Origin of the sequence: Streptomyces sp. P17 (genome assembly GCF_032436805.1) — a bacterium.
Taxonomy (GTDB): domain Bacteria; phylum Actinomycetota; class Actinomycetes; order Streptomycetales; family Streptomycetaceae; genus Streptomyces.
Genome location: NZ_JAVRBF010000065.1, coordinates 1 through 22,780 on the forward strand (window position 1 = coordinate 1; position 22,780 = coordinate 22,780).

General features: G+C 71.0%; 14 protein-coding genes and 1 pseudogene. 6 read left to right on the forward strand and 9 right to left on the reverse strand.

The features are described from left to right. On the forward strand, positions 1–178 hold a 178-nt coding region (locus RMT89_RS32645; protein ID WP_315887383.1), incomplete at its 5' end, for a substrate-binding domain-containing protein. A gap of 66 nt (positions 179–244) precedes the next feature. Next, a complete protein-coding gene (locus RMT89_RS32650; RefSeq protein ID WP_315887353.1) occupies positions 245–2,287 on the forward strand; it encodes a glycoside hydrolase family 31 protein in 2,043 nt (680 codons plus the stop codon). 52 nt (positions 2,288–2,339) lie between these two features. Here the strand turns inward: RMT89_RS32650 and RMT89_RS32655 are convergent, their stop codons facing one another. The 5 genes from RMT89_RS32655 to RMT89_RS32675 all read right to left on the reverse strand — a co-directional run bounded on the left by RMT89_RS32655 (position 2,340) and on the right by RMT89_RS32675 (position 9,053). Further along, positions 2,340–3,059, reverse strand: coding sequence for a GH12 family glycosyl hydrolase domain-containing protein (locus RMT89_RS32655; protein WP_315887354.1), 720 nt, complete (start codon positions 3,057–3,059; stop codon positions 2,340–2,342). A 36-nt stretch (positions 3,060–3,095) separates the two neighbouring features. After that, entirely contained in the window at positions 3,096–5,282 is a 2,187-nt protein-coding gene (locus RMT89_RS32660; protein WP_315887355.1) for a glycosyl hydrolase family 95 catalytic domain-containing protein, read from the reverse strand. An 88-nt stretch (positions 5,283–5,370) separates the two neighbouring features. Then, a complete protein-coding gene (locus RMT89_RS32665; protein ID WP_315887356.1) occupies positions 5,371–6,300 on the reverse strand; it encodes a carbohydrate ABC transporter permease in 930 nt (309 codons plus the stop codon). Continuing rightward, a complete protein-coding gene (locus tag RMT89_RS32670) occupies positions 6,297–7,331 on the reverse strand; it encodes an ABC transporter permease subunit (protein WP_315887357.1) in 1,035 nt (344 codons plus the stop codon). The genes RMT89_RS32665 and RMT89_RS32670 overlap by 4 nt, the downstream gene beginning before the upstream one ends. Before the next feature lie 27 nt (positions 7,332–7,358). Beyond that, positions 7,359–9,053 (reverse strand): extracellular solute-binding protein, encoded by a 1,695-nt coding sequence (locus RMT89_RS32675; protein ID WP_315887358.1) that lies wholly within the window; start codon positions 9,051–9,053, stop codon positions 7,359–7,361. Between the two features lie 323 nt (positions 9,054–9,376). Here RMT89_RS32675 and RMT89_RS32680 point away from each other — a divergent pair, with 323 nt between their 5' ends. Beyond that, positions 9,377–12,196, forward strand: coding sequence for a glycoside hydrolase family 3 C-terminal domain-containing protein (locus RMT89_RS32680; RefSeq protein WP_315887359.1), 2,820 nt, complete (start codon positions 9,377–9,379; stop codon positions 12,194–12,196). Between the two features lie 157 nt (positions 12,197–12,353). After that, positions 12,354–12,680 (forward strand): hypothetical protein, encoded by a 327-nt coding sequence (locus RMT89_RS32685; RefSeq protein WP_315887360.1) that lies wholly within the window; start codon positions 12,354–12,356, stop codon positions 12,678–12,680. 63 nt (positions 12,681–12,743) lie between these two features. Here RMT89_RS32685 and RMT89_RS32690 read toward each other — a convergent pair whose 3' ends face one another. The 3 genes from RMT89_RS32690 to RMT89_RS32700 all read right to left on the reverse strand — a co-directional run bounded on the left by RMT89_RS32690 (position 12,744) and on the right by RMT89_RS32700 (position 18,220). Then, a complete protein-coding gene (locus tag RMT89_RS32690) occupies positions 12,744–14,189 on the reverse strand; it encodes an aldehyde dehydrogenase family protein (protein ID WP_315887361.1) in 1,446 nt (481 codons plus the stop codon). Between the two features lie 135 nt (positions 14,190–14,324). Continuing rightward, positions 14,325–16,010, reverse strand: a complete 1,686-nt coding sequence (locus RMT89_RS32695) for a PucR family transcriptional regulator (protein WP_315887362.1) — start codon at positions 16,008–16,010, stop codon at positions 14,325–14,327. Between the two features lie 110 nt (positions 16,011–16,120). Beyond that, a complete protein-coding gene (locus tag RMT89_RS32700; RefSeq protein ID WP_315887363.1) occupies positions 16,121–18,220 on the reverse strand; it encodes an ATP-binding protein in 2,100 nt (699 codons plus the stop codon). Between the two features lie 239 nt (positions 18,221–18,459). On the opposite strand from RMT89_RS32700, the gene gabT reads away from it, so the two are divergent. Both gabT and RMT89_RS32710 read left to right on the forward strand, forming a co-directional pair. Continuing rightward, positions 18,460–19,794 carry a 4-aminobutyrate--2-oxoglutarate transaminase gene (gene gabT, locus RMT89_RS32705; RefSeq protein WP_315887364.1) on the forward strand — a complete coding sequence of 445 codons (1,335 nt, stop codon included), beginning with the start codon at positions 18,460–18,462 and terminating at the stop codon, positions 19,792–19,794. A gap of 177 nt (positions 19,795–19,971) precedes the next feature. Continuing rightward, complete coding sequence (locus RMT89_RS32710) at positions 19,972–20,814, forward strand: phosphatase PAP2 family protein (RefSeq protein ID WP_315887365.1); 843 nt, start codon at positions 19,972–19,974, stop codon at positions 20,812–20,814. Here the strand turns inward: RMT89_RS32710 and RMT89_RS32715 are convergent. After that, positions 20,753–22,557, reverse strand: a pseudogene (locus RMT89_RS32715) (chitinase). The gene RMT89_RS32710 and the pseudogene RMT89_RS32715 sit on opposite strands and share 62 nt — an antisense overlap. Positions 22,558–22,780: the final 223 nt, after the last annotated feature.

Below are 22,780 nucleotides of genomic sequence, written 5' to 3' on the forward strand. Positions count from 1 at the left end.
CCAGGTCGCCGTCCAGGCCTCGGTACGCCTGACCTCCGTCTCCATCCCCGCCCAGGACATGGGACGGCACGCCGTGGAACACCTCGTCGCCAAGCTGGAAGGCCGGGGCAAGGACGAAGTCGTCCTCATCGCCCCCGAATTGACGGTCCGGGCGAGCTCGGGACCGACCGCTTCCTGACCAGTACGTCCCCCTGCGGCCCCCGCGGGGGCGGCTTCCCCCTGTCCTCGTTCAGGAGTACGCCTCGTGAATCAGCCTGCCGAAACCCAAGCAAAGGTCAGCCTGGCGCAGTCCTCCCCCACCGTCGGCACGTTCCGCGAGCGGGGCGGCGCGCTGGAGTGGTGCGGCCGTCAGGAGACCGTCCGTGTCGAGCCGTGGGGTCCGGACGCGGTGCGGGTACGGGCCCGGCTCGGTGGACCGATCCTTGAGGGGCTGCCGGGCGCGCTCCTCGACGAGGCGCCGGCGACCTCCTCCACCGTCAAGATCGAGGACGGGCGGGGGCAGTTGACCGTCGGCGCGCTCACCGTCGACATCGACGCCGAGGGCCTGATCCGCTTCCGGCGCACGGCGGACGGCGAGGAGCTGCTGGCCGAGGAGCGCGCCCACTTCTGGTGGCCGGGCTCGCGCCTCTACACGGCCGTCGGCAACGGCCACCACCGCCTGGAGCAGCGCTTCGCCGCCTACGACGACGAGAAGCTCTACGGCCTCGGCCAGCACCAGCACGGCCGTCTCGACCAGAAGGGCCTGGTCCTGGACCTGGTCCAGCGCAACGCCGAGGTCGGCATCCCGGTGCTCACCTCCAGCCGGGGGTACACCCTGCTGTGGAACAACCCGGCGATCGGCCGGGTGGAGCTGGCGCACAACGGCACGCGCTGGGTGGCGGACTCGGCCCGGCAGATCGACTACTGGATCACCGCGGGCGACCCGGCCGAGGCGCAGCGCCGCTACAGCGCGGTGACCGGCCGTACGCCGATGCTGCCCGCGTGGGCGGCCGGCTTCTGGCAGTGCAAGCTGCGCTACCGCACCCAGGACGAACTCCTCGCCGTGGCACGCGAGTACAAGCGCCGGGGCCTCCCGCTCGACGCGATCGTCTGCGACTTCTTCCACTGGACGCACCTGGGCGAGTGGAAGTTCGACCTCGGCGAGTGGCCGGACCCGGCGGCGATGGTCCGTGAACTGGACGAGCTGGGCGTCAAGTTGGTGGTCAGTGTCTGGCCGTCGGTGTCCCCGCTGTCCGAGAACCACCCGGTGATGGAGCAGCGCGGCTACTTCATCGGCACCCAGTACGGCCCGATGGCGCACGCCGACTGGCCGGACAAGGAGGTCGCCTCCACCGTCCAGGTCGCCTTCTACGACGCCACCAACCCGGACGCCCGCGAGTTCGTGTGGTCGAAGGTGAAGTCGAACTATCTGGAGCCCTACGGCATCACCGCCTTCTGGCTGGACGCCGGCGAGCCGGAGCTGAAGCCGGGCTTCCAGGAGAACCTGCGCTACTGGGCGGGCCCGGGCCTGGAGGTCGGCAACCTGTACCCGGCGGAGAACGCCCGCACCTTCTACGAAGGGCTCTCCTGCGAGGGCGAGTCCGACATCGTCACGCTCAACCGCTCGGCCTGGGCGGGCAGTCAGCGCTACGGCGCCGCGCTGTGGTCCGGTGACATCGGCACCGACTTCCCCACCCTGCGCCGCCAGATCGCGGCCGGTCTCAACACCGCGCTGTCCGGCATCCCCTGGTGGAACACCGACATCGGCGGTTTCCACGGCGGCGACCCCGAGGACCCGGCGTACCGCGAGGTCATGGTCCGCTGGTTCCAGTTCGGGGCACTGTCCCCGCTGATGCGTCTGCACGGCTTCCGCGACCCGGGCATGCCGCTGGGCCCGGACATGACCGGCGGCCCCAACGAGGTCTGGTCGTACGGCGAGGAGGCCGGGGCGATCCTGGAGCGGTATCTGCGGCTGCGCGAGCGGCTGAAGCCGTACGTCCTCCAGGTCATGCGGGAGGCGCACGAGGAGGGGCTGCCCGTGATGCGGCCGCTGTTCCTGGAGTTCCCCGAGGACCAGGCCGCCTGGTCGGTGGACGACGCCTATCTCTTCGGCCGGGAGCTGCTGGTGGCGCCGGTTCTGACGGCGGGCGCCACGGCCCGGACGACGTATCTCCCGGCGGGCGCGAGCTGGACGGACGCGTGGACGGGTGAGACGTACGAGGGCGGTACGGCCCTGACGGTCGACGCTCCGCTGGACCGCATCCCGCTGTTCCTGCGGGACGGGGCCGAGCTGCCGATCGCCGGATGACGTGTGCGGCCGGTCCCTTGGCGGAGGGTCCGGCCGCACGCCCGCTACCCGGTCAACTGCTGCTGACCGTCAGGTTGTTGGTGATGAAGTCCAGGCCGCCGGAGGACGAGGTGATCTCGTAGCCGAACTGGACGTCACCGATCGTCTCGTTGCTGGACATCCAGCCCTTGGTGTTCGCGATCCAGGTGAGGATCGGCTTGATGTTCACCGTGCCGGAGTTCGAGTCCGAGGTGCGCAGGAACGAGAAGACCTCGTTGGCGCCGTTGTTGCCCTTGTAGACGTTCCAGGTGTGGCCGCCGAGGGTGACCGAGCCCTGGGATGTGCCGAGCGGGCCGACGGCGCCGTTGTAGTTGACCCACAGCATGATCTCGTAGTCGTAGTCCGTGTCCCAGATGTCGTACGACGTGTTGTAGGCGCCGGCCGACGGGACGGTGACGTTGTAGTTGCTGGTCAGCGAGGCGATCGAGGAGATCGTCTTGTTGACCACCTTCTTCGTGTTCGGGTACGACTTGATGCCGCCGGTGTTGGGGTGGTTGGCCCAGACACCCCAGTTGGTGCCGGAGTTGGCCCAGACGCACTGGCTGCCGGCGCCGGAGCCCCAGATGTTGTTGTAGAGCGTGTAGCCGTTCAGGGTGGTGTTGCCCCACTGGTCGCAGGAGCTCCAGACGGCGGCGTGGGCGGGGGCGGAGGCGAGGCCGACGGTGGCGCCGAGAGCGAGCGCCGGGGCCAGCAGGGCCTTGGTGATGCGGCTGAGCGTGCGGGTTGTTGCCATGGTGTCCCTTCCATGGGTGGGGGGAATTGCGGGGAGTTACCACGTCCCTGGGGTGAGGACGTGGTCTTCTCCGGCGACGAGGTCGAGCGGTCTCGCGCCGGTGGAAGTCCTGAGCTCGACACGGCAGGTGCGGCCGGGGCGGACGACGGCTGTGCGGGTGGTGCCCCAGCTGAGGTCGATCTCGGCGCCGAACCTGGTGCGGATGCCTCTGAGCCGGCCGCTCGCGGAGGGCGGCGCGGGCAGTAGCACCAGCCGGTCGGGGGTCGACTGGACGAGCGCCTCGATCAGCACCGCGGGCAGGGCGTGTGCGGCGTCCGCGTTGTAGACGTGGCGGTTCGGGTAGTGCGCGCTCATCAGGGAGGCGTGGAAGAAGTCGCCGTCCAGGACCTGGCCGAGGGCGTGGGTGACGCGTTCGCCGTCACGCAGGCGGGCGGCGACGAGGGCGTGGTGCAGATGGCCGTGCGCGGAGTCGTTCTCGGCGCCGCGGAGTTCGAGGGCGCGGTGCGCGGCCCGGGCGAGGTCCGGGGTGTCGTAGGGGTTGATCTCGTGGAGGGGCCAGACGCCGTAGAGGTGGCTCAGGTGGCGGTGGTCGTAGGTGTCCTCCAGGCCGGGCCAGGCCCATTCGGCGAGGGCGCCCTGGTCGTTGACGCGGTGCGGGGGGAGGCGGTCGGCGAGGGCGCGCCACCCCGCCGCCCGCTCCGGGTGGTACTCGGCTGCCGTACGGAGCGCGTGGCGGGCGGCCGACAGGTCCATGGCCGCGTTGACCGTGCCCCAGCTCGCGTTCGCGGGCCGGTTCTCGGGCGAGTAGGAGGGGACGACGACCAGTCGGCCCTCGTCGTCGGTGCGGGTGAGGAAGTCCTCGTAGAACTGGGCGACTTCGGCGAGGGCGGCGGCCGTACGGGGGTCGCGTGCGCCGTGCGTCTCGTCGTGCTCGACGAGTGGCTTGAGCAGCCAGTCGGCGCCCGCGGTCCACAGGTGCAGCGGGTACTCACGGCTGAAGTGGTACGTGTGCCCGGACTCGCCGTCGGTGTGGGAGGGCGCGAGGATGCCACGGCTGCCGAAGATCGCGCGGGCGTTGTCGCGCCAGTCGGAAAGCTGACGGTGGATCAGGGCAGCGAGGGCCTCGGTGACTTCGGGGAGGGCCGCGGCGGCCGCTGACGCGGTCTGGAGGTTGAGGTTGGCGTTGGTCGTGAAGGCGCCCGACCAAGCCGTGTTCCAGTCGCCGGTCCACAGTCCGGTGAGCCGGGGCGGCAGCAGACCGCTGCTGGACAGGAGGTGGTAGCGGCCGGCTGCGAAGAGCCGCTCCAGCAGCGCCGCGCTACGGGTCCGCTTGAGCAACTCCGAGCCGGGCAGGGCGCGTTCCGTCGGGTCGCCGCCCAGGTCGAGGGTGACGCGTTCGTAGGCGGTGCGGTGCAGCGGCAGATGGCGGGCGAGGAGAGCGTCGTAGGGCCGCTCGCTGTCGGGGAGCAGGTCGCGCAGGGCGCGGCCCTCCTCGATCACGTCGAGTTCGCCGGTGTGGCGACGGACCCGGGTGAGCAGCAGGACCGACGCGGCCCCCTCGAGGCGCAGGCCGGGGGGCGCGAGCGCGGCGGTGCCGCCCGTGACCATGACGAGGGTGACGCCGGTGCAGGCCAGGTCGCTGCCCGGGTAACGGGCGCGCAGGCCGAGCAGGGCGCCGTCGGAGGTGAGCAGCGCGCTCTGGCCTACGCCCAGGCCGTCCGGGGCGCCGGGGAGGCGGTGGTCGAGGGCGATGTCGAGGTGCGGGCCGGGGGTGGTGACCCGCTGGACGATCACGTCGTCCGCTCGGGAGACGAAGACACGGCTGGACCAGCCTTCGGTCAGGGCTGTCGTCTCGCCGGTGGTGAAGTCGACGGAGCGGCGGTAGCCGGGGGCGTCGCCTTGTCTGCGCAGCCGTGTCTGGAAGGCGGGGTGGAAGGGCTGCACCCATTGGAGGGGGCGGTTGTCGGTGAAGCTCTCGGCGGCGGTGGTGTCGCCGGCCAGCAGGCGGTCCTGGAGTTTCCGGAGTTCTGCGGCCAGCTGCGGAGGGCGGGCGTCCTCGCTGCCGTTCGGGCGGACCAGGGTGTGCTGGGTGACGATGACACGGTCGTCGTTCGGATCTCCGAACACAAGGGCGCCGTGATGGCCGTTGCCGCTCAGGAAGGCGTCCTCCCAGCGGGCGGCGGGGGCGGGTTCCCAGGTGCCGTGGACCGGGGCGTCGGTCATGGCTTCAGCCCTTATGTGTGGCGCGCGCATGACACATACCTCGCTCTAGGAGAAGGGGGGCGGGGACCAGCCACGACGAACCCGCAGGTCAACCCTTGACCGCCCCCGTCAACATGCCCTTCTTGAAGTGCCGCTGGACAAAGGGAGAGAGCACAGCCACCGGGAGCAGCGCCATCACCATGACCGCCATCTGCACAGCGAGCCCCGACAGTTGCCCCGTCTTGATGGCCTGCCCCAGCCCCACCGGCGCCTCCTGCTTCTGCACCAGCTGAATCATCACGTTCTGCAGCGGCATCATGTCCTGATCGTTCAGGTACAGCGACGCGTTGAACCAGGCGCTCCAGTACCCGACCGCGTAGAACAACGTGATCACGGCGACCACGGCCCGGGACAACGGCAGGATGATCTGCCAGAGAATCCGGAAATCCCCCGCTCCGTCGATCCGCGCGCTGTCGGTCAACTCCTGCGAGATCCCCATGAAGAACCCGCGCAGCACCAGGATGTTGAAGACACTGATGGCACTCGGCAGGATCAGCGCGAGATAGCTGTCGGTGAGACCGAGCGTCTGCACCAGCAGATACGTGGGAATCAGCCCCGCGCTGAAGAACATCGTCGCCAGCAGGGTCATCAGAATCCACCGGTGGGCGAGCGACCCACTGCGGGAGAGCCCGTACGCGCACAGCACGGACACCGTCATCGAGAACGCCGTACCGACGACCGTGACCAGCACACTGATGATCGCCGCCCGTGTCACCTGCCCACCGCTCAGCAGCTCTTGATACGCCACGAAGGTGATGCCCTTGGGCACCATCACCAGACCGCCGGCCTCGTCGATGGTCTTGCGCGTGGAGAGGCTGGTGACGATGACGATCCAGAGCGGGAAGAGGATCGCGAGGCAGGCGATGCCGAGCACCAACCCCTTGCCGGCGAGACCGACCTTCGTGGGCTGTTCCTCCCAGACCGGCCGGGGCGGCGCGGCCCACCGCTTGCGTACTGACTTGTCGATCACCGCGGTCACTTCTTGTACACCCCCTGCTCGCCCATCAGATGGGCCACCTTGTTCGCGGCCAGGACGAGTCCGATGCTGATGACGCCCTTGACGAGCCCCGCGGCGGCCGCGTAGCCGAAGTCCTGGTTGCGGACGCCGTTCCACCACACGAAGGTGTCGAGCACTTCCGACGCGCCCGGTCCCACGGCATCGCGTTGGAGCAGGATCTGCTCGAAGCCGACGGTCAGCGCGTCGCCGACGCGCAGCACCAGCAGCAGCGCGATCACCGGCCGCAGCGCGGGCAGCGTGACGTGCCACATCCGGCGCCAGCGGTTCGCGCCGTCCATCGCCGCGGCCTCGTACAGGTCGGGGCTGACGGCCGCCAGCGCGGCCAGGAAGACGATGATCCCCCAGCCGGCGTCCTTCCACACCGCCTGCGCGGTGACCAGGAACTTGAAGGTGCTCGGGTCGGTCATGAGGTCGAGCCCGTCGTACCCGTGGTCGCGCAGCAGTGTCGAGAGCAGCCCGGCGCCCCCGAGCAGCTGCTGGAAGACCGCGATCACCAGCACCCACGAGAAGAAGTGCGGCAGATACAGAACGGCCTGCGCGATCGCCCGCACCCGGGGCCTGACCACGCTGTTGATGAGCAGCGCGAGCAGGACCGGGATCGGGAAGAACAGCACGAGCTGGAGGAAGAACAGCACCAGGGTGTTCTCGACCGCCTGCCAGAACGCGGAGTCCTCGAAGATCCGCTGGAAGTTCTCCAGGCCCACCCAGGGGCTGTTCCAGATGGAGACGATGCCGTTCTCGCTGATGTAGGGGTCGTAGTCCTGGAAGGCGACCACATTGCCGAGGATCGGCACGTAGTTGAAGAGCAGGACCAGGACGACGGCCGGCAGCGTCATCAGCAGCAGGAGGCGGTCGCGTCCGAACCTGTGCCGCAGACTCGGTTTCCCCGAGGGCGGCTTACCCCCCGGCCCGGTGGCGCCGTCGGACGCCACCGGGGACTTCGCCGTCGTGTCGGCCTCGGCCCTGCTCCGGGGCACCGTGCTGTGGGACACGGCCTTCTCCTTGCCTCGAACCGCGGATCAGTTGGCCGCACTGCCGTTCTCGTCGAGGATCTTCTGGTACCAGTCGCGCAACTTGTCGCCGCCCTTGCTCTTCCACTCCGAGACGAACTGCTGCACGTCGCTGATCTTCTTGCGGCCGCGGACGACGTCGTCCTCGAGCTGCTCCAGGTCGTTGGTGAGGTTGGTGTAGCGGGCGGGCTCGGTGATCTGCATGCCGTAGAAGGCGGGCTTCTTGGTGAAGGCGCCCATCCGCTGCTGCCACTCGACCTGCCCCTTGGCGACGTCCGGGAAGTCCGGGTGGGCGATGGTGGCGGCGGGACTTGCGACCATGACAAAGGCGTTGAGGACCTCGTTGTTGCCCTTGTCGTTCTTGATCGGGACGCCGTCCTTGACGGTGTAGTGGGTGCCCTCGACGCCGTAGTTGGTGAGCATGTACTCCTTGGTGCCGTACGGCGCCGCGGTGACGTTGGCGACGGCCAGCGCGTCGCGGATCACCGCCTCGGAGGCGTTCTTGCTGACGAAGGCGAAGATGTTGGCCGGGTTCGTGGCCCACAGGATCGGGTCGCCGCCGTCGTGGCCGAAGATGTCCATGCCCCAGATCTTGAAGTCGGGGTTCTGGGTGGCCTGGGAGGCGGTCTGGCCGTACCAGTTGGAGATGTCGTTGTGCCAGATCAGGAACTCGCCGGCGGCGAACTTGGGGGCCGGGTCGGTGGCCTGGCTCTTGCCCAGCTCGAAGTCGGGGTGGACGACCCCGGCAGCGAACAGCTTGCGGGTCCACTCGAGCGCCTCGAGGAACTCCTCGGTCTCGATGCGGTTGACCAGCTTGCCGTCGACCACGTTCCAGCCGAGCGGCTTCTCCCCGCCTCCCAGGGAGCCGAAGGAGTTGAAGGCGGTCCACTTCATGTCGCCGCACGCCCACCGCTTGGCCCTGGCATTGGTGATCTCCTTGCACAGGGCCAGGAACTCGTCGGCTGACCTGGGAACTTCGTAGCCCTCCTTCTCGAAGATGTCCTGGCGGTAGCAGGGCACGATGTTCGGGACGTACGAGGCCGGCATCGGCAGACCGCGCAGCGCGCCGCCGAAGATGGAGCGCTGCCAGGCGTCCGTCGGGATCGCCGCGAGGTTCGGGTACTCCTTGACCTTGTCCCCGGAGAGGTAGGGGCCCAGGTCGGCGAACTTGCCGATGATGGCGTTGGGTATCTTGCCGCCCATGTTCCAGCCGGGGATCACCACGACGTCCGGGATGTCGCTGGAGGCGAGCACCGCGCCGAGCTTCTGGTCGTAGGTGTTGCCGTCCTGGTTCTGCCACTGGACGTCGACGCCGATCAGGTCGTTCATCGCCGTGTAGTAGGGGTTGTTCCCCTTGGGCGGCGAACCCCAGAACGGCGACATGATGGTGACCTTGCCGCCCTTGCCGAGCTTCTTCGGGACCGACGTCTTCAACCCGGCGAGGTCCAGCTTGCTGGTGAAGCCGATCGCGGAGCCGTTCTTGGACGGGATGTCCGGCGTCACCACATTGCTGGCGACGTAGGCCGGAAGGATCTTCTTCGCATCCTTGCCCGACGTGGTGCCCTCGCGCGAGCCGCCGCCCGAATCGCCGCACGCGGCAAGCAGCGGCATGCCTCCCGCCACCGCTGCGGCGGCGACCGCCGACGAGGCGAGGAAGCTTCTCCGGCTGGGTGCGGAGGAGTCGGAGGAGGCGTTCGGCGTCATTGCGTCAACCCTTCATGGCGCACCTGGACACCCGGCGGTGGGCCGTCGGCTGCGGTGTCGTAAGTGGAACTGGCTGAGCTGAAGCAGTCCTTCGATCTCTGTACGACCGGCAGTCGAAGCGCTTCGATGTTGCTGTGAGGTTAAGTGAACGCCCATGGACGCACAAGGGTCGCTCCCAAGATTCCTCCGGCGCAGAAGACCCAACCCTTTCTTATGCGCTGCTTGAATGGACCGTCCTGATCCCTTGACACCCGCCCCTGTGTCGAATGAGCATCGAAGCGCTTCGAAGCAGCCGCGCCGATCCATCGCAAGGGGATCTCCAAGTGATCGCACCATCGCCACCCAACCCGCCGTTCCGCGAGCCGCGCTTGCCGTTCGCGAAGCGCGTCGACGACCTTCTGTCGCGGCTCACGCTCGACGAGAAGATGGGATTTCTGCATCAGTTCGCGCCGGCCGTGGAGCGGCTCGGTGTCGCCGCGTTCCGCACCGGTCAGGAGGCGCTGCACGGTGTGGCGTGGATGGGTCCGGCCACGGTGTTCCCGCAGGCGGTCGGGCTCGGCGCGACCTGGAACCCGGATCTCGTGCGCCGGGTGGGCGAGGCGGTGTCGAAGGAGGTCCGTGCGATGCGGGCCCGCGACGAGCGGGTGGGCCTGAACGTGTGGTCCCCGACGGTCAATCTGCTGCGCCACCCTTTGTGGGGCCGCACCGAGGAGGGCTACTCCGAGGACCCGAAGCTGACCTCGGCCATCGCCACCGCCTACACCCAAGGGCTGCGGGGCGATCACCCGGTGTACTGGCGCACCGCGCCGGTCCTCAAGCACTGGCTGGCCCACAACAACGAGACCGACCGCGACACCACCTCCGCCTCGGTCCGCCCGCGCGTCCTGCACGAGTACGACCTGCGCGCCTTCCGCGAGACGGTCGAGGCGGGCGCGGTGGCCGGGGTGATGCCGGCGTACAACCTGGTCAACGGCCGCCCCAACCACCTCTCCCCGTACCTGCGCGAGCAGTTGCGCACCTGGACCACCGAGGAGCTGCTGGTCTGCTCGGACGCGGGCGCGCCGTCCAACCTGGTCGACTCCGAGCACTACTTCGACACCCACGAGGAAGCGACCGCGGCCGCGCTGCTGGCCGGTGTCGACAGCTTCACCGACCACGGCACCGACGGTTCGAGGATCACCGCCCGGGTACGGAAGGCGTACGAACAGGGCCTGTTGGGCGAGGACGACATCGACACCGCGGTCCGCCGCCAGCTCTCGGTCCGCTTCCGCCTCGGCGAGTTCGACGGCCACGAGGACCCCGGCGCCTTCGACACCCCCGACCACCGCGCCCTCGCCCAGGAAGCCGCCGAGCAGGCGGTCGTCCTGCTCCGCAACGACGGCGTACTGCCGCTCGCCCCCGGCACCCGGATCGCCGTGGCCGGACTGCTCGCCGACGAGTGCAAGCTCGACTGGTACAGCGGCACCCTCCTCCACCGCTCCACCCCGCTGGAGGGGCTCTACGAGCGCTTCGGCGCCGAGCTCGTGCAGTTCGCGGAGGGCGTCGACCGCGTACGGCTGAGGACGTCGTCGGGTCTTTTCCTGTACGTCCCGGAAGGCGCCGCCTCCGACGAGGTGCGCGGCGCCGAGGGCGCCCTGGATCCCGCGCTGCTCGCGGGCCGCACCGATCTCCCGCCCCTCACCACCGCCGCCCTGGGCACCGAACTCGCGCTCGTGGACTGGGGGGAGGGCGTGCTGACGCTGCGCGCACCGGACGGCCGCTATCTGTCGGTCGCCGAGGACGGGTACGTACGCGCGTCCGCCGACCAGCCCGGCGGCTGGGTCGTCCAGGAGACCTTCCGGCTGGAACCGCACGGCAACGGACACCTCCTTCGGCACATCGGTACCGGTCGCCACGTCTCTGTCGCCGCCGACGGCGTGAAGGTTGCCGAGGAGAACCCGGAGGTCTTCGACCTGGTCGTGAGCGAGCGCGGCGAGCAGGCGGTGACCCGGGTCGCGGCCCAGGCCGACGTGGTGCTGGTGGTCGCGGGCAACGACCCGCACATCAACGGCCGCGAGACCGAGGACCGTACGACCCTGCAGCTGCCCGCCCACCAGGAGCGCCTCCTGCACGCGGCCCGAGCCGCCAACCCGAACACGGTGCTGGCCCTGGTCTCCGCCTACCCGTACGCGGTCGAACCAGGCTCCCTGGCAGCCCTCCTCTGGACGGCCCACGGCGGCCAGGCCGCCGGCACCGCGCTGGCCCGGATCCTGGCCGGCGACGTCTCCCCCGCCGGCCGCCTCCCGCAGACCTGGTACGCGAGCGACGCCGACCTCCCCGACCTCCTCGACTACGACGTGATCGGCGGCCGTCAGACCTACCTCTACTTCGAGGGCACCCCGCTCTACCCGTTCGGCCACGGCCTGTCGTACGCGTCCTTCACCTACGGCGACCTGGCCACGCGCGTGACCGGGGAGTCGGTGCGGGTGTCCTTCACGGTGACCAACACCGGCGACCGGACGGCCGACGAGGTCGCCCAGGTCTACACCCGCGCCGTGGACCCGTCGGTCCCGCGCCCCCGCCGGGAGCTGCTGGCGCACCGCCGGGTCACTCTCGCCCCGGGCGAGCGCACCGGGCTCAGCTTCGAAGTCCCGTTGTCCGCCTTCGAGTTCTGGGACGTGGCCCATGGCCGCCGGCATCTCGACCCGGGCCCTTACGACCTGATGGCCGGCGGCTCCAGCGAGGACATCCGGCTGCGGACGACGGTGGCCCTGGACGGGGAGCCGGTGCCCCCGCGTGCGGTGCGTGAACGCGGGCTGGACGCGGCCGACTTCGACGAGCAGAGCGGTACCGCGATCGTCGACCGCACGAAGACGGCGGGCGACGCGGTGACGCCCGCCGGGGACCGCGCGGGCGAACTCCTCTTCCGCGCCTGCGACTTCGGGACCGGGGTCACAGAGGTGACGGCGACGGTGGCCGGCCAGGGAACGGTGGAGGTGTCCCTGGACGGCGCCCCACCGCCGGCGACACTCACAGCGAACGCTCCGTCAGGACCGTACGCCTACGCCACACTCACCGCCGACTTCACGGCGGAGGGCGTCCATGACGTCCGCCTCAGACTGCGCGGCCCGCTGCGGCTCGCGCACGTCGGCTTCTCCGGTTGAGGGTCCGGAGCAGGCCGACACAGAGGAAGGGGCCCGGGACCGGAAGGCATCGGCGCCGGGCCCCTTCGGCAGCCTATATGAAAATGGCTCCCATTAGTCAGACGCCGGGCGCGGAAAGACCGCGACGGCCGGGAACCGGCTGTGGCAGTCTGCCGCCATGTCAGCCGAACTCCGCGAGCACGCGGGCCGCCACTACGCCGTCCAGTTCACCTACGCGCTGCCCGACGACGCCTGGGCCGTGGAGCTGAGCGAGGCCAGGCCGGCGCCGGAATCCTGGGGCGACACCCCCGGCGCGCAGACCCATCTGCCCGGACCGGCCTTCGCGGTGGCACTCGTCCCGGACGAGGACCCGGAGCGGGAACCGACCGTCCGCCTCTACAGCCCCGACGAGCGCGTGATCCCGTACGAGATCATGCGGTGGTACATGGAGCTGGTGGCCGACCAGGTGGAGAGGTGCCGGATCGCCTACGAGGCCGAGGGCTGACCTACGCCGACGGCCGGAGCCCCCGCACAGTGGGCTCCGGCCGTCGGGGCCGTCGGGTCCGGCTCAGAGGGCGAGGCCGGTGAGGACCAGCACCCGCTCGTAGGTGTAGTCGTCCATCGCGAACTTCACGCCCTCGCGGCCCACACCGGACTGCTTGGCGCCGCCGTACGGCATCTGGTCCGCGCGGTAGGACGGGACGTCACCGACGACCACACCGCCGACCTCAAGCGCGCGGTGGGCGCGGAAGGCGGCCTGGAGGTCGTGGGTGAACACGCCCGCCTGGAGGCCGAACTTGGAGTCGTTGACAGCGGCGAAGGCCGCGGCCTCGCCGTCCACCTTCTGCACGGACAGCACAGGACCGAAGACCTCCTCGCAGGCCAGCGTGGTGCCGGCCGGCAGGTCGGTCAGGACGGTCGGCGCGTAGGAGGCGCCGTCGCGCTTGCCGCCGGTGAGCAGCGAGGCGCCTGCCTCGACCGCCTCCTGGACCCACGCCTCGACGCGCTTGGCGGCGTCCTCGCTGACCAGCGGGCCGACGTCGGTCTTGTCGTCGGAGGGGTCACCGGTGACCTGGGCCTCGACGGCGGCGACGATCCGCGGGAGCAGACGGTCGTAGACCGAGGCGTCCGCGATCACGCGCTGCACCGAGATGCAGGACTGGCCGCCCTGGTAGTTGGAGAAGGTCGCGATCCGGGTCGCGGCCCGGTCGAGGTCCTCGTCGCTCGCCCAGTCGCCGAGCACGACGGCAGCGCCGTTGCCGCCCAGCTCCAGCGTGCAGTGCTTGCGCGGCACCGAGTCCATGATCGCGTAGCCGACCTTCTCGGAGCCGGTGAAGGAGATCACCGGCAGCCGCTCGTCCTGGACGAGGGCGGGCATACGGTCGTTGGCGACCGGCAGGATCGACCAGGAACCGGCGGGCAGGTCCGTCTCGGCGAGGAGGTCGCCGATGATCAGGCCGGAGAGCGGGGTCGCCGGGGCCGGCTTGAGGATGATGGGCGCACCGGCGGCGATCGCGGGCGCGATCTTGTGCGCGCACAGGTTCAGCGGGAAGTTGAACGGCGCGATGCCGAGCACGACGCCCTTCGGGAAGCGCCGGGTCAGCGCGAGCCGGCCCTGGCCGCCGAGGTCGGTGTCCAGGCGCTGGGCCTCGCCGCCGTTGAAGCGGCGGGCCTCTTCGGCGGCGAAGCGGAACACGGAGACGGCACGGCCGACCTCACCGCGGGCCCACTTGATCGGCTTGCCGTTCTCGGCGGAGATCAGCTGCGCGATCTCCTCGGTGCGCTCGACCAGACGGCGGCTGACGTGGTCCAGGGCGGCGGCCCGTACATGCGCCGGGGTGGCGGCGAACTCGTCCCGCACGGCGTACGCGGCGGCCACGGCCTCCTCGACCTGGGCGTCGGTCGGCACGCTCACCTTGCCGACGACACGGCCGTCCCACGGCGAGGTGACGTCGAAGGTGTCCTCGCCGGAGACCTGGCGGCCGGCGAGCCAGAAGGCGTGGGTGGAAGTCATATGAGTCCCGGCCCTTCCGCGTTGGGGGTGGGTGTTCCTTGGTTCGGGGTCCACGGTAGGGGCGCGGGGGCGGTGTGGCGTTTGTCCGAGTCGTAGTAGTGGCGGGTGGGGGGCACTACGGATTGGCGGGGTGGCCTACTCGGCCGACGTCGCCTTCAGTGCCAGCCACAGCTCCATGCGTACGTCCGGGTCGTCCAGGGAGCGGCCGAGGATCTCCTCGACGCGCCGCATCCGGTAGCGCAGGGTGTGCCGGTGGACGCCGAGGTCGGCCGCGGCGGCGTCCCACTGGCCGTGCCGGGACAGCCAGGCCCGCAGCGAGGCGACCAGGTCGCCGCGGCCGGTCGCGTCGTGCTCGTGCAGGGCCCTGAGCAGCCCGTCCGCGAACGCCCGCACGGCGTCGTCCGCGAGCAGCGGCAGCACCGATCCTGCGGCCAGCTGCTCGTGTTCCACGATCACCCGCCCCCGCCGCCGGGCCACCGACAGCGCCTGTTCGGCCTGCTTGTAGGCGGCGGCCGCGGCGATCGGACCGGCCGGCGCCGAGAGCCCGACGACCAGTTCGTCCTCCTCACCGGTCGCCGCCTCCCGTACGGCGCTGCCCGCCCGCGCCGCCTCCAGCGCCGTCGCGTACTCCGCGCACGCGGACACCGCGGCGCCGTCGTCCGCGGCGAGCACCACGAGACGCTCCCCCTCCGGTACGACCAGCACCGCCTCCCCGGCGCGCGCGGCTGCCGACTCGACGATCTCGGCGAGCGCGCCGAGGGGGTCGCCGTTGGCGTCGGAGGCGGCGGCGAGGGCGGCGGCCGAGGGCTTGGCGCCTGCGGGCACGCGCGGTGGGTTCTCCACGGCGGCCAGGGCGGCCGACGCCGAGCCCGACACCGCCACGGACTCCGCGACGATCATCCGGAAGGGCGCGTCGAGCAGGACGCCGTACAGCTCCCCGGCGACCGCGCGGGCGTGGTCCGGCTCGCCCGCGAGCAGCATGCGCAGTACCGCCGTGCCCAACCGCTGCTCGGCGGCGTGCAGGGAGCGGGAGCGTTCCGTGGTCAGGGTGAGCAGTGCGATGGCCGAGTGGACGGCGTAGCGCTCGGCGGTGCCGAGGGCCGCGGCCGTGCCGACCGCGAGCGCCGCGCGCGGCCTGCGGCCGGTGCCCAGGCTGTGCAGTTCGACCCGGTCCTCGTTCTCCGGGCCGCCGACCACGGACGAGGCGGGCGCAGGGCGTTCCCGCAACCGCTCCACGTCCGCCGTGATCCGTGCCGCCCTGCGGCCCGCCCACTCGGGGGCGGTGGCGACGACCGCGCCGGAGGCGTCGTAGAGCGCGGCCCAGCCGTCGACCTGCGAGGCGAGCGCGGCGAGCAGCCCCTCGGGCCCGTCGGTCAGCGCCTGCTTGGTCAGCTCGCGCTGGGCGGCGAAGCCGGCCGTGACCGCCCGGTACTGGTCGGCCGCGATGGCCGCCGACACGGCCTTGCTGATGGCGAGGAAGGGCGTGCGGCGCGGGACCTCCAGCAGCGGCAGCCCCTCCTGCCGGGCCGCCTCGACCAGGGCGGCCGGGATGTCCTCGTAGTTCACCCCTACGGCGAACCCGAGCCCGACGACCCCGGCGCCGACCAGCCGCTTCACATAGCGGCGCATCGCCTCGGGGTCCTCCGCGTCCAGCTTGAGCGCGGTGATCAGGAGCAGCTCCCCGCCCTCCATGTAGGGCACGGGGTCGGCGAGCTCGCTGACATGCGCCCAGCGGACGGGCACGTCCAGGCGGTCCTCGCCCGCACGCACGGTGAGTTTGAGCGCGGAGTGATGGACGAGCGAGGCGAGCGTGGGGGGCATGAGGCCTTCAGGTCGGTGAAGTCTGCGTGATCATTGTGATCATTTGGCCGCCGCGTATGAACGGCCTATGCCGATTCTGCCTCACCGTATGGTCGCCGTGCCGCCTCGATTCAGTCCCGCAGATCCACCAGCAGCGGCGGCGCGTGCTCGCCCCGCACATCCGTCAGCGACAGCACCGCGTGCCCCGGCGGCACGGCGTGCGCCAGCTCGGACGCCGACCAGCGCTCCCTTTCGACCTGCCGCACCGTGACGGCCCGCGCGGTCGGCGCCTTGCCGGTGATCACCCGCCGCACCGCGTGCAGCGCCTTCCCGGCCGGCGTCTCCGCGATGATCTGCCGGTCGGTGACGTCCCGCGCCTCGGTCCACTCCTTGCCCCACACCTCGGCGAAGTCCTGCCCGTCCCACGGTGTCAGCCCCGACAGCGCCATCCGGCACCCGGCGGCCCCGAGCAGCGGCCCGCGCAGCGGCCTGGGCACGTCGTCCAGGCTGCGCAGGGTCAGCACGGCCCCGGCGTTCCCGGACCGCAGTCGCTGGATCCCGCGTACGGCCTCGGGCGTCACCACGCCCGTCGCGTCGTCGAGGATCAGACAGGCGAACAGCGACCGGTCCTCGCGCACCGCCACGCTCGCGCTGAACTGGGCGAGCACCAGACGCGCCAGCATCCGCGAGGCGTCCGCGTGCCCGCGCGCGGGCAGGTCGATACGGACCCGCACGGGATGGTCGAGCGCATTGAGCGAGAACGGCCGCGACTGCCCGGACGTATCGAAGAACCCGGCGAACGCGGGCCGGTCCAGCAGCGCCACCCGGTCGGCGAGGACTCCCCCGACATCACCGGGATGCCCCATCTGCCGCTCCCGCGCGTCCAGTTCCCGCAGCAGCGACTCCTGCCCCGAGCCGTCCAGCGCGGTACGCAGCGCCGCGAGCGGTCCGGGCGCGCCGTCGAGCAGCCGGCGCAGCTCGGGCACGGACGGGAAGCGCCCGTGCACCGCCCGGAACGGGCCGAGCAACTGGGCCAGCACGGTCGTGGAGCGGCGGCTGTCGCTGCCGGGATGCGGATCGGCGAGGTCCCCGACCAGCGCCTCGGCGAGCACGGCCGCGGCCTCGTCGGGGTCGGTGGTCCCGCCGTACAGGTCGAGGTCGTACACCGATTCCGGATTCCCGATGCGTACGACGACGTCGTAGGCGTCGGCCGGGCCGAGCCCCGCGCCCGCGGCGCCGACCACCACGACCGCGGCGCGACCGGCGAGGGCGTGCAGGCACAGCGACTCGGCGAGCGGACGGACGACGGCGCCGGTCTTGCCGGAGCCGGCCGGGCCGACGGCGAGCAGGGAGGTGCCGAGGAGCTCGGGGCCGAGGGCGAGTCCTGTGCTCCGGTAGGCGTAGGGGTTGCGGGGGTCGTCGGCGGTGGTGCCGAGGCGGACCTGGCCGGTGACCAGGTCGTGCCGGGAGAGCCGGGTGGGCAGATCGCGTTCGCCGGAGGGGTGCAGACAGGCGGCGGCGCCGTCCTTGAGCACGGCGCCGGTGAAGGTGGCGAGGCTGTGCCGGCCGCTGCGCACGCTCTGCCAGGCGCGGGTGATCCGGGCGTGGTCGACGTCCCGCATCAATCCGGCCTTCGCCTCGGCGGCGAGCCGCTCGGCTGCGTCGACGGCGCCTGCGGCACGCAGCTGGGGCCATTCGGCGGGGTCCTGCTCGGGCGCGGGTGGACGTTCGGCCACGGGGGCCCGGCGGGGCCAGGCGGACGGGCCGTAGCGGCGCCAGACCTCGCTCCAGCGGCCGAGGCGGCCCACCGCGAACATGATCGCGAGGGCGATGAGGGTGTAGTAGGTGTACCAGAGGATCGCGTTGCCGACGCGGTCGTTGTTCTCGCGCCAGGAGTCCGGGGTGAACAGCTCCAGCGGCAGCACCCACCAGCCGCCGAGATAGCCGTTCCACAGCAGCGACCAGATCAGCCACCCCACCAGAAACGCGATCAGCGCCCCGCTCAGCAGCTGCCGCCCCGGGATCTGCTCCGGCTCCTCGTCCGGCCGCGGCCGATGCCCGAACCGCCAGACGCCGGGCAACGCCTCCGGCCGGGGCGTCCGCAGCCACGCCAGGAACGCCGAACCGTCCGGCATCGGCGGCGCCGAGGGCCTCGGTGGGACAGCGGAGCGTGATCGCGGCACCGGAGTCGCATGCGTACCCCGCGCGTCCTGCGTCCCGTCGCTGTCCATCGCCCTTGCCCCCTGACCAGCCGTTCCCTACACCGTCAGCGAGCCAATCTAACGCCCCCGCAAGGGGAGTTCACGGTTAGCCGCCCCGGCACGGTCGGGGGAGCCTTACTCCCGCTATGTCCATCACGGACAACGGGGCCCGCCGACAACGCCCACATGGAGCATGCCCACCCCCCGTTCCCCGCCCTAGCCTGCGAGAAAAGAGAAGACAAGCGTCCGCAACACCCCAGGAGCCCCTCATGACCGACCTTCCGCAGGAGCGCCGCGTCGTCACCGCCATCCCCGGCCCGAAGTCGCAGGAGCTGCAGGCCCGCCGCACCGCCGCGGTGGCGCAGGGCGTGGGCTCCGTGCTGCCGGTGTTCACCGCGCGCGCGGGCGGCGGCATCATCGAGGACGTCGACGGCAACCGCCTCATCGACTTCGGCTCCGGCATCGCCGTGACCTCCGTCGGAGCCTCCGCCGAGGCCGTCGTACGGCGCGCCTCCGCGCAGCTCGCCGACTTCACCCACACCTGTTTCATGGTCACCCCGTACGAGGGCTACGTGGAGGTCGCCGAGGCCCTCGCCGAGCTCACGCCGGGTGACCACGCCAAGAAGTCCGCGCTGTTCAACTCGGGCGCCGAGGCCGTCGAGAACGCCGTCAAGATCGCCCGTGCGTACACCAAGCGCCAGGCCGTCGTCGTCTTCGACCACGGCTACCACGGCCGCACCAACCTGACGATGGCGCTGACGGCGAAGAACATGCCGTACAAGCACGGCTTCGGCCCGTTCGCGCCCGAGGTCTACCGCGTGCCGGTCGCCTACGGCTACCGCTGGCCGACCGGTGCCGAGAACGCCGGTCCGGAGGCCGCCGCGCAGGCCATCGACCAGATCACCAAGCAGGTCGGCCCGGAGAACGTGGCCGCGATCATCATCGAGCCGGTGCTCGGCGAGGGCGGCTTCATCGAGCCGGCCAAGGGCTTCCTGCCGGAGATCGTGAAGTTCGCGAACGCCCACGGCATCGTCTTCGTCGCCGACGAGATCCAGTCCGGCTTCTGCCGTACCGGCCAGTGGTTCGCCTGTGAGGACGAGGGCATCGTCCCGGACCTGATCACCACCGCCAAGGGCATCGCGGGCGGTCTGCCGCTCGCCGCCGTCACCGGCCGCGCCGAGATCATGGACGCCGCGCACGCGGGCGGCCTGGGCGGCACCTACGGCGGCAACCCGGTGGCCTGCGCCGGTGCGCTCGGCTCGATCGAGACGATGAAGGAGCTCGACCTCAACGCCAAGGCGAAGAACATCGAGGCGGTCATGAAGGCCCGCCTCGGCGCCATGGCCGAGAAGTTCGAGATCATCGGCGATGTCCGCGGCCGTGGCGCGATGATCGCCATCGAGCTGGTCAAGGACCGTGCCACCAAGGAGCCCCACGCGGAGGCCACCGCCGCGCTCGCCAAGGCCTGCCACGCCGAGGGCCTGCTGGTCCTGACCTGTGGCACCTACGGCAACGTGCTGCGCTTCCTGCCCCCGCTGGTCATCGGCGAGGACCTGCTCAACGAGGGCCTCGACATCATCGAGCAGGCCTTCTCCCGTATCTGACGCACCTGTGGCCCCAGCCCTTTCGCGCCGTGTGCTCGGGGGACTGGGGCCGCGGGGGTCAGAGGGTGTGAAGAAGGTGTGCGAGGTCTCTGTCAGGACTCGATTCCGACTGTCTTGGACGCACCCCCTGTCGTAGGTTCTACCCAGATGAGAGATACACCCCGCCCACAGGGGACTGTGGGCGACATCAGGACGGGGCCTCCCCAGCTTCGACCTGGTCGTGCCCTCGCGCACATGAACGGGGCCTCTGGCTCCGGATCTCCTCACCGATCGGACAGTCGCTCGCCCCAAACCCCCCGGGGCGCGCGACCATCCGATCCGGACGGCCGCCTCGGAACCACCCCCCCTGTTCCGGGGCGGCCGACCTCCCTCCTCTCCCTTCTGGGACTTCTCGGGCTTCCCGCCCTTCTCTTCGCGCTGATCACCTGGCAGGTCGTGGCCGACGGCCCGCTGGTGAGGGTGGACGAGCGGCTCAGCAGAGCCCTCGTCCACCCCGATCACGTCTCCGAACTCCTGTCCGACCTGGGCAACATCCAGGTAGCGGTGCCCGTCCTCGTGGCGAGCCTGGTGTACGTCGCCCTGCGGTCCCGGCGCAGTGGTACAGACCGTTGGTGGCTGCCGGCCGGCTGCGCCCTGCTGCTCATGGCCCTGGTCCCGGTCCTGGTCGTCCCCCTCAAGGAGCTGACCGACCGCCCGGGCACCCCGGCCGTCCCGCCGGCCACCGGCTACTTCCCGTCCGGCCACACCGCGACCGCCGCCATCGCCTACGGCGCCGCCACCCTGCTCCTCCTCCCCTGGCTCCGCTCCACGTTCGCCCGCCGTCTCTGCGTGACGGTCTGCGCCGCCCTCGTGCTCGGGGTCTCCTACGGTCTGGTCCGGCGCGGCTACCACTGGCCGCTGGACGTCGTGGCCAGTTGGTGCCTCGCGGCGGTCCTGCTGACCGGCTACATCCTGTTCGTCAGCCGAAGCAGCCGTCGAAGGTCCGCTGGAACTCCCAGTTCGAGTACCGGTCCCAGTTGATCGACCACGTCATCAGGCCCCGCAGCGCGGGCCAGGTGCCGTGGGTGGTGTACGAGCCGCAGTTCACCTTCTTCGTCAGGCAGTCGAGGGTCTTCACGACCTCGGCCGGAGGGACGTGACCGTTGCCCGCGTTCGTGGACGCCGGCATGCCGACGGCGATCTGGTCGGGGCGCAGCGGCGGGAAGACGGTGTTCGCGTCGCCCGCGACCGGGAAGCCGCTGAGCCGCTGAGCCGGTGAGCCGGTGAGCCGGTGAGCCGGTGAGCAGCATGTCGGTCATCGCGATGTGGAAGCCGGCGCCGCCCATGGAGTGGTACTGGTTGTCGAGGCCCATGACCGGGCCGAGTTGTAGTCCTGGACGTACAGCAGGGTCAGGTCGTCGCGCAGGGCGTGGATGACCGGGAGATACCGCCCGCCCTCGGGTCCTGGCCGCCCCACTTGCCGGTGCCGTAGTACTGGTAGCCGAGCTGGACGAAGAAGGTCTCCGGGGCCGTCGTCAGCACGAAGTCGTCGCCGTACCTGGCCTTCAGGGTCTTCAGGGCCGAGATCAGGTTCACGATCACCGGAGTCCTGGGGTTCTTGAAGTCCGTGTCATCGGCGTTCAGGGAGAGCGAGTGGCCCTCGAAGTCGATGTCCAGGCCGTCGAGGCCGTACTCGTCGATGATCTTCGAGACCGAGCTGACGAAGGTGTCCCGCGCGGCGGTCGTCATGAGCTGCACCTGGCCGTTCTGGCCGCCGATGGAGATCAGCACCTTCTTGCCCGCCGCCTGCTTGGCCCTGATCGCGGCCCTGAAGTCGGCGTCGCTCTCGACGTCCGGGCACTCGGCGACCGGGCAGCGGGTGAAGCGGATGTCGCCGGAGGTGACCGAGGTCGGCTCGCCGAAGGCCAGGTCGATGACGTCCCAGCTGTCGGGGACGTCGGCGAGCCGGGTGCAGCCGGAGCCGTTGGCGAAGCCGGCGTGGAGTTAGCCGACGAGGGCGTGCGGCGGGAGGTCGGAGGAGCCGCCTCCGCCCGCGGTGGTGGTCGCGATGACCGTGGCGGACCTCGCGGACTCGCCGGCGTCGTTCACGGCGGTGACCTGGAAGGCGTACGCCGTCTGCGGTGACAGTCCCGTCACCGTCGCCGAAGTACCGCTCACCGTCCGGACCTTGACCCCCTCGCGATAGACGGCGTATCCGGAGGCACCCGTCGCCGCGGTCCAGGACAGCGCGACGCTGGAGGAGGTGATGGTGCCGGTCCTCAGGCCGGTGGGCGGGGCGGGCGGCCGGCCGGGGTCGACGGACGGGCCGACCAGGGAGATGTCGTCGGCGTGGTAGGCGCCGGTGCCGTACCAGCCGTGGGTGTGGACCGTGACCTTGGTGGTGGACGGGCCGGTGCGGAAGGTGGTGCTGAGCTGCTGCCAGGCCGGGGCGGACCGGGTCCAGGCCGAGACGTCGGTGGTGCCGGTGCCGCTCGCGCCGAGGTAGACGTAGGAGCCCCGGACATATCCGGACAGCGCGTACGAGGAGTCCGGTTTCACGGTCACCGTCTGCGCGCACCGGGCGTTGTCGCTGCCGGCCGGCGTCGCCTGCAGCGCCGAACTGCCGCTGCGCACCGGTGAGGTGACGGTGGTGCCCGCCGTACAGGTCCAGCCGTCCAGGCCGGACTCGAAGCCTCCGTTCCTCGCCAGATCCGCGTCGGCCGCACGGGCGGCCGACGAGAGCGCGGTGATGCCGGACACGGCCGGCAGGACGGCCGTGAGCATGGCGACAATGGGTCTGGAGCGGTCCACAAGCGCCTCCGGGCATGGGGGAATTGGAGGGGTGGAACGCGGCTCAACTTGGTCCAGACCAATCAGCTTGTCAAGACTTGTCGCCGGGTGCCGTGACCTCCCTCAAGGGAGCGAGGCTGTATCGAAGTGCGGCTCCGCCGCGGGGCGCGACCAGCCACGACGCCGCCGCAGCCGACCGACAACCCGTCGCGGCACC

What these genes read in the sequence shown, in the direction of transcription:
- RMT89_RS32695 (WP_315887362.1), bottom strand. Translation starts at nt 16,010, where the DNA reads ATGCCCCCCACGCTCGCCTCGCTCGTCCATCACTCCGCGCTCAAACTC.
- RMT89_RS32685 (WP_315887360.1), top strand. Translation starts at nt 12,354, where the DNA reads ATGTCAGCCGAACTCCGCGAGCACGCGGGCCGCCACTACGCCGTCCAG.
- gabT (WP_315887364.1), top strand. Translation starts at nt 18,460, where the DNA reads ATGACCGACCTTCCGCAGGAGCGCCGCGTCGTCACCGCCATCCCCGGC.
- RMT89_RS32655 (WP_315887354.1), bottom strand. Translation starts at nt 3,059, where the DNA reads ATGGCAACAACCCGCACGCTCAGCCGCATCACCAAGGCCCTGCTGGCC.
- RMT89_RS32660 (WP_315887355.1), bottom strand. Translation starts at nt 5,282, where the DNA reads ATGACCGACGCCCCGGTCCACGGCACCTGGGAACCCGCCCCCGCCGCC.
- RMT89_RS32675 (WP_315887358.1), bottom strand. Translation starts at nt 9,053, where the DNA reads ATGACGCCGAACGCCTCCTCCGACTCCTCCGCACCCAGCCGGAGAAGC.
- RMT89_RS32700 (WP_315887363.1), bottom strand. Translation starts at nt 18,220, where the DNA reads ATGGACAGCGACGGGACGCAGGACGCGCGGGGTACGCATGCGACTCCG.
- RMT89_RS32690 (WP_315887361.1), bottom strand. Translation starts at nt 14,189, where the DNA reads ATGACTTCCACCCACGCCTTCTGGCTCGCCGGCCGCCAGGTCTCCGGC.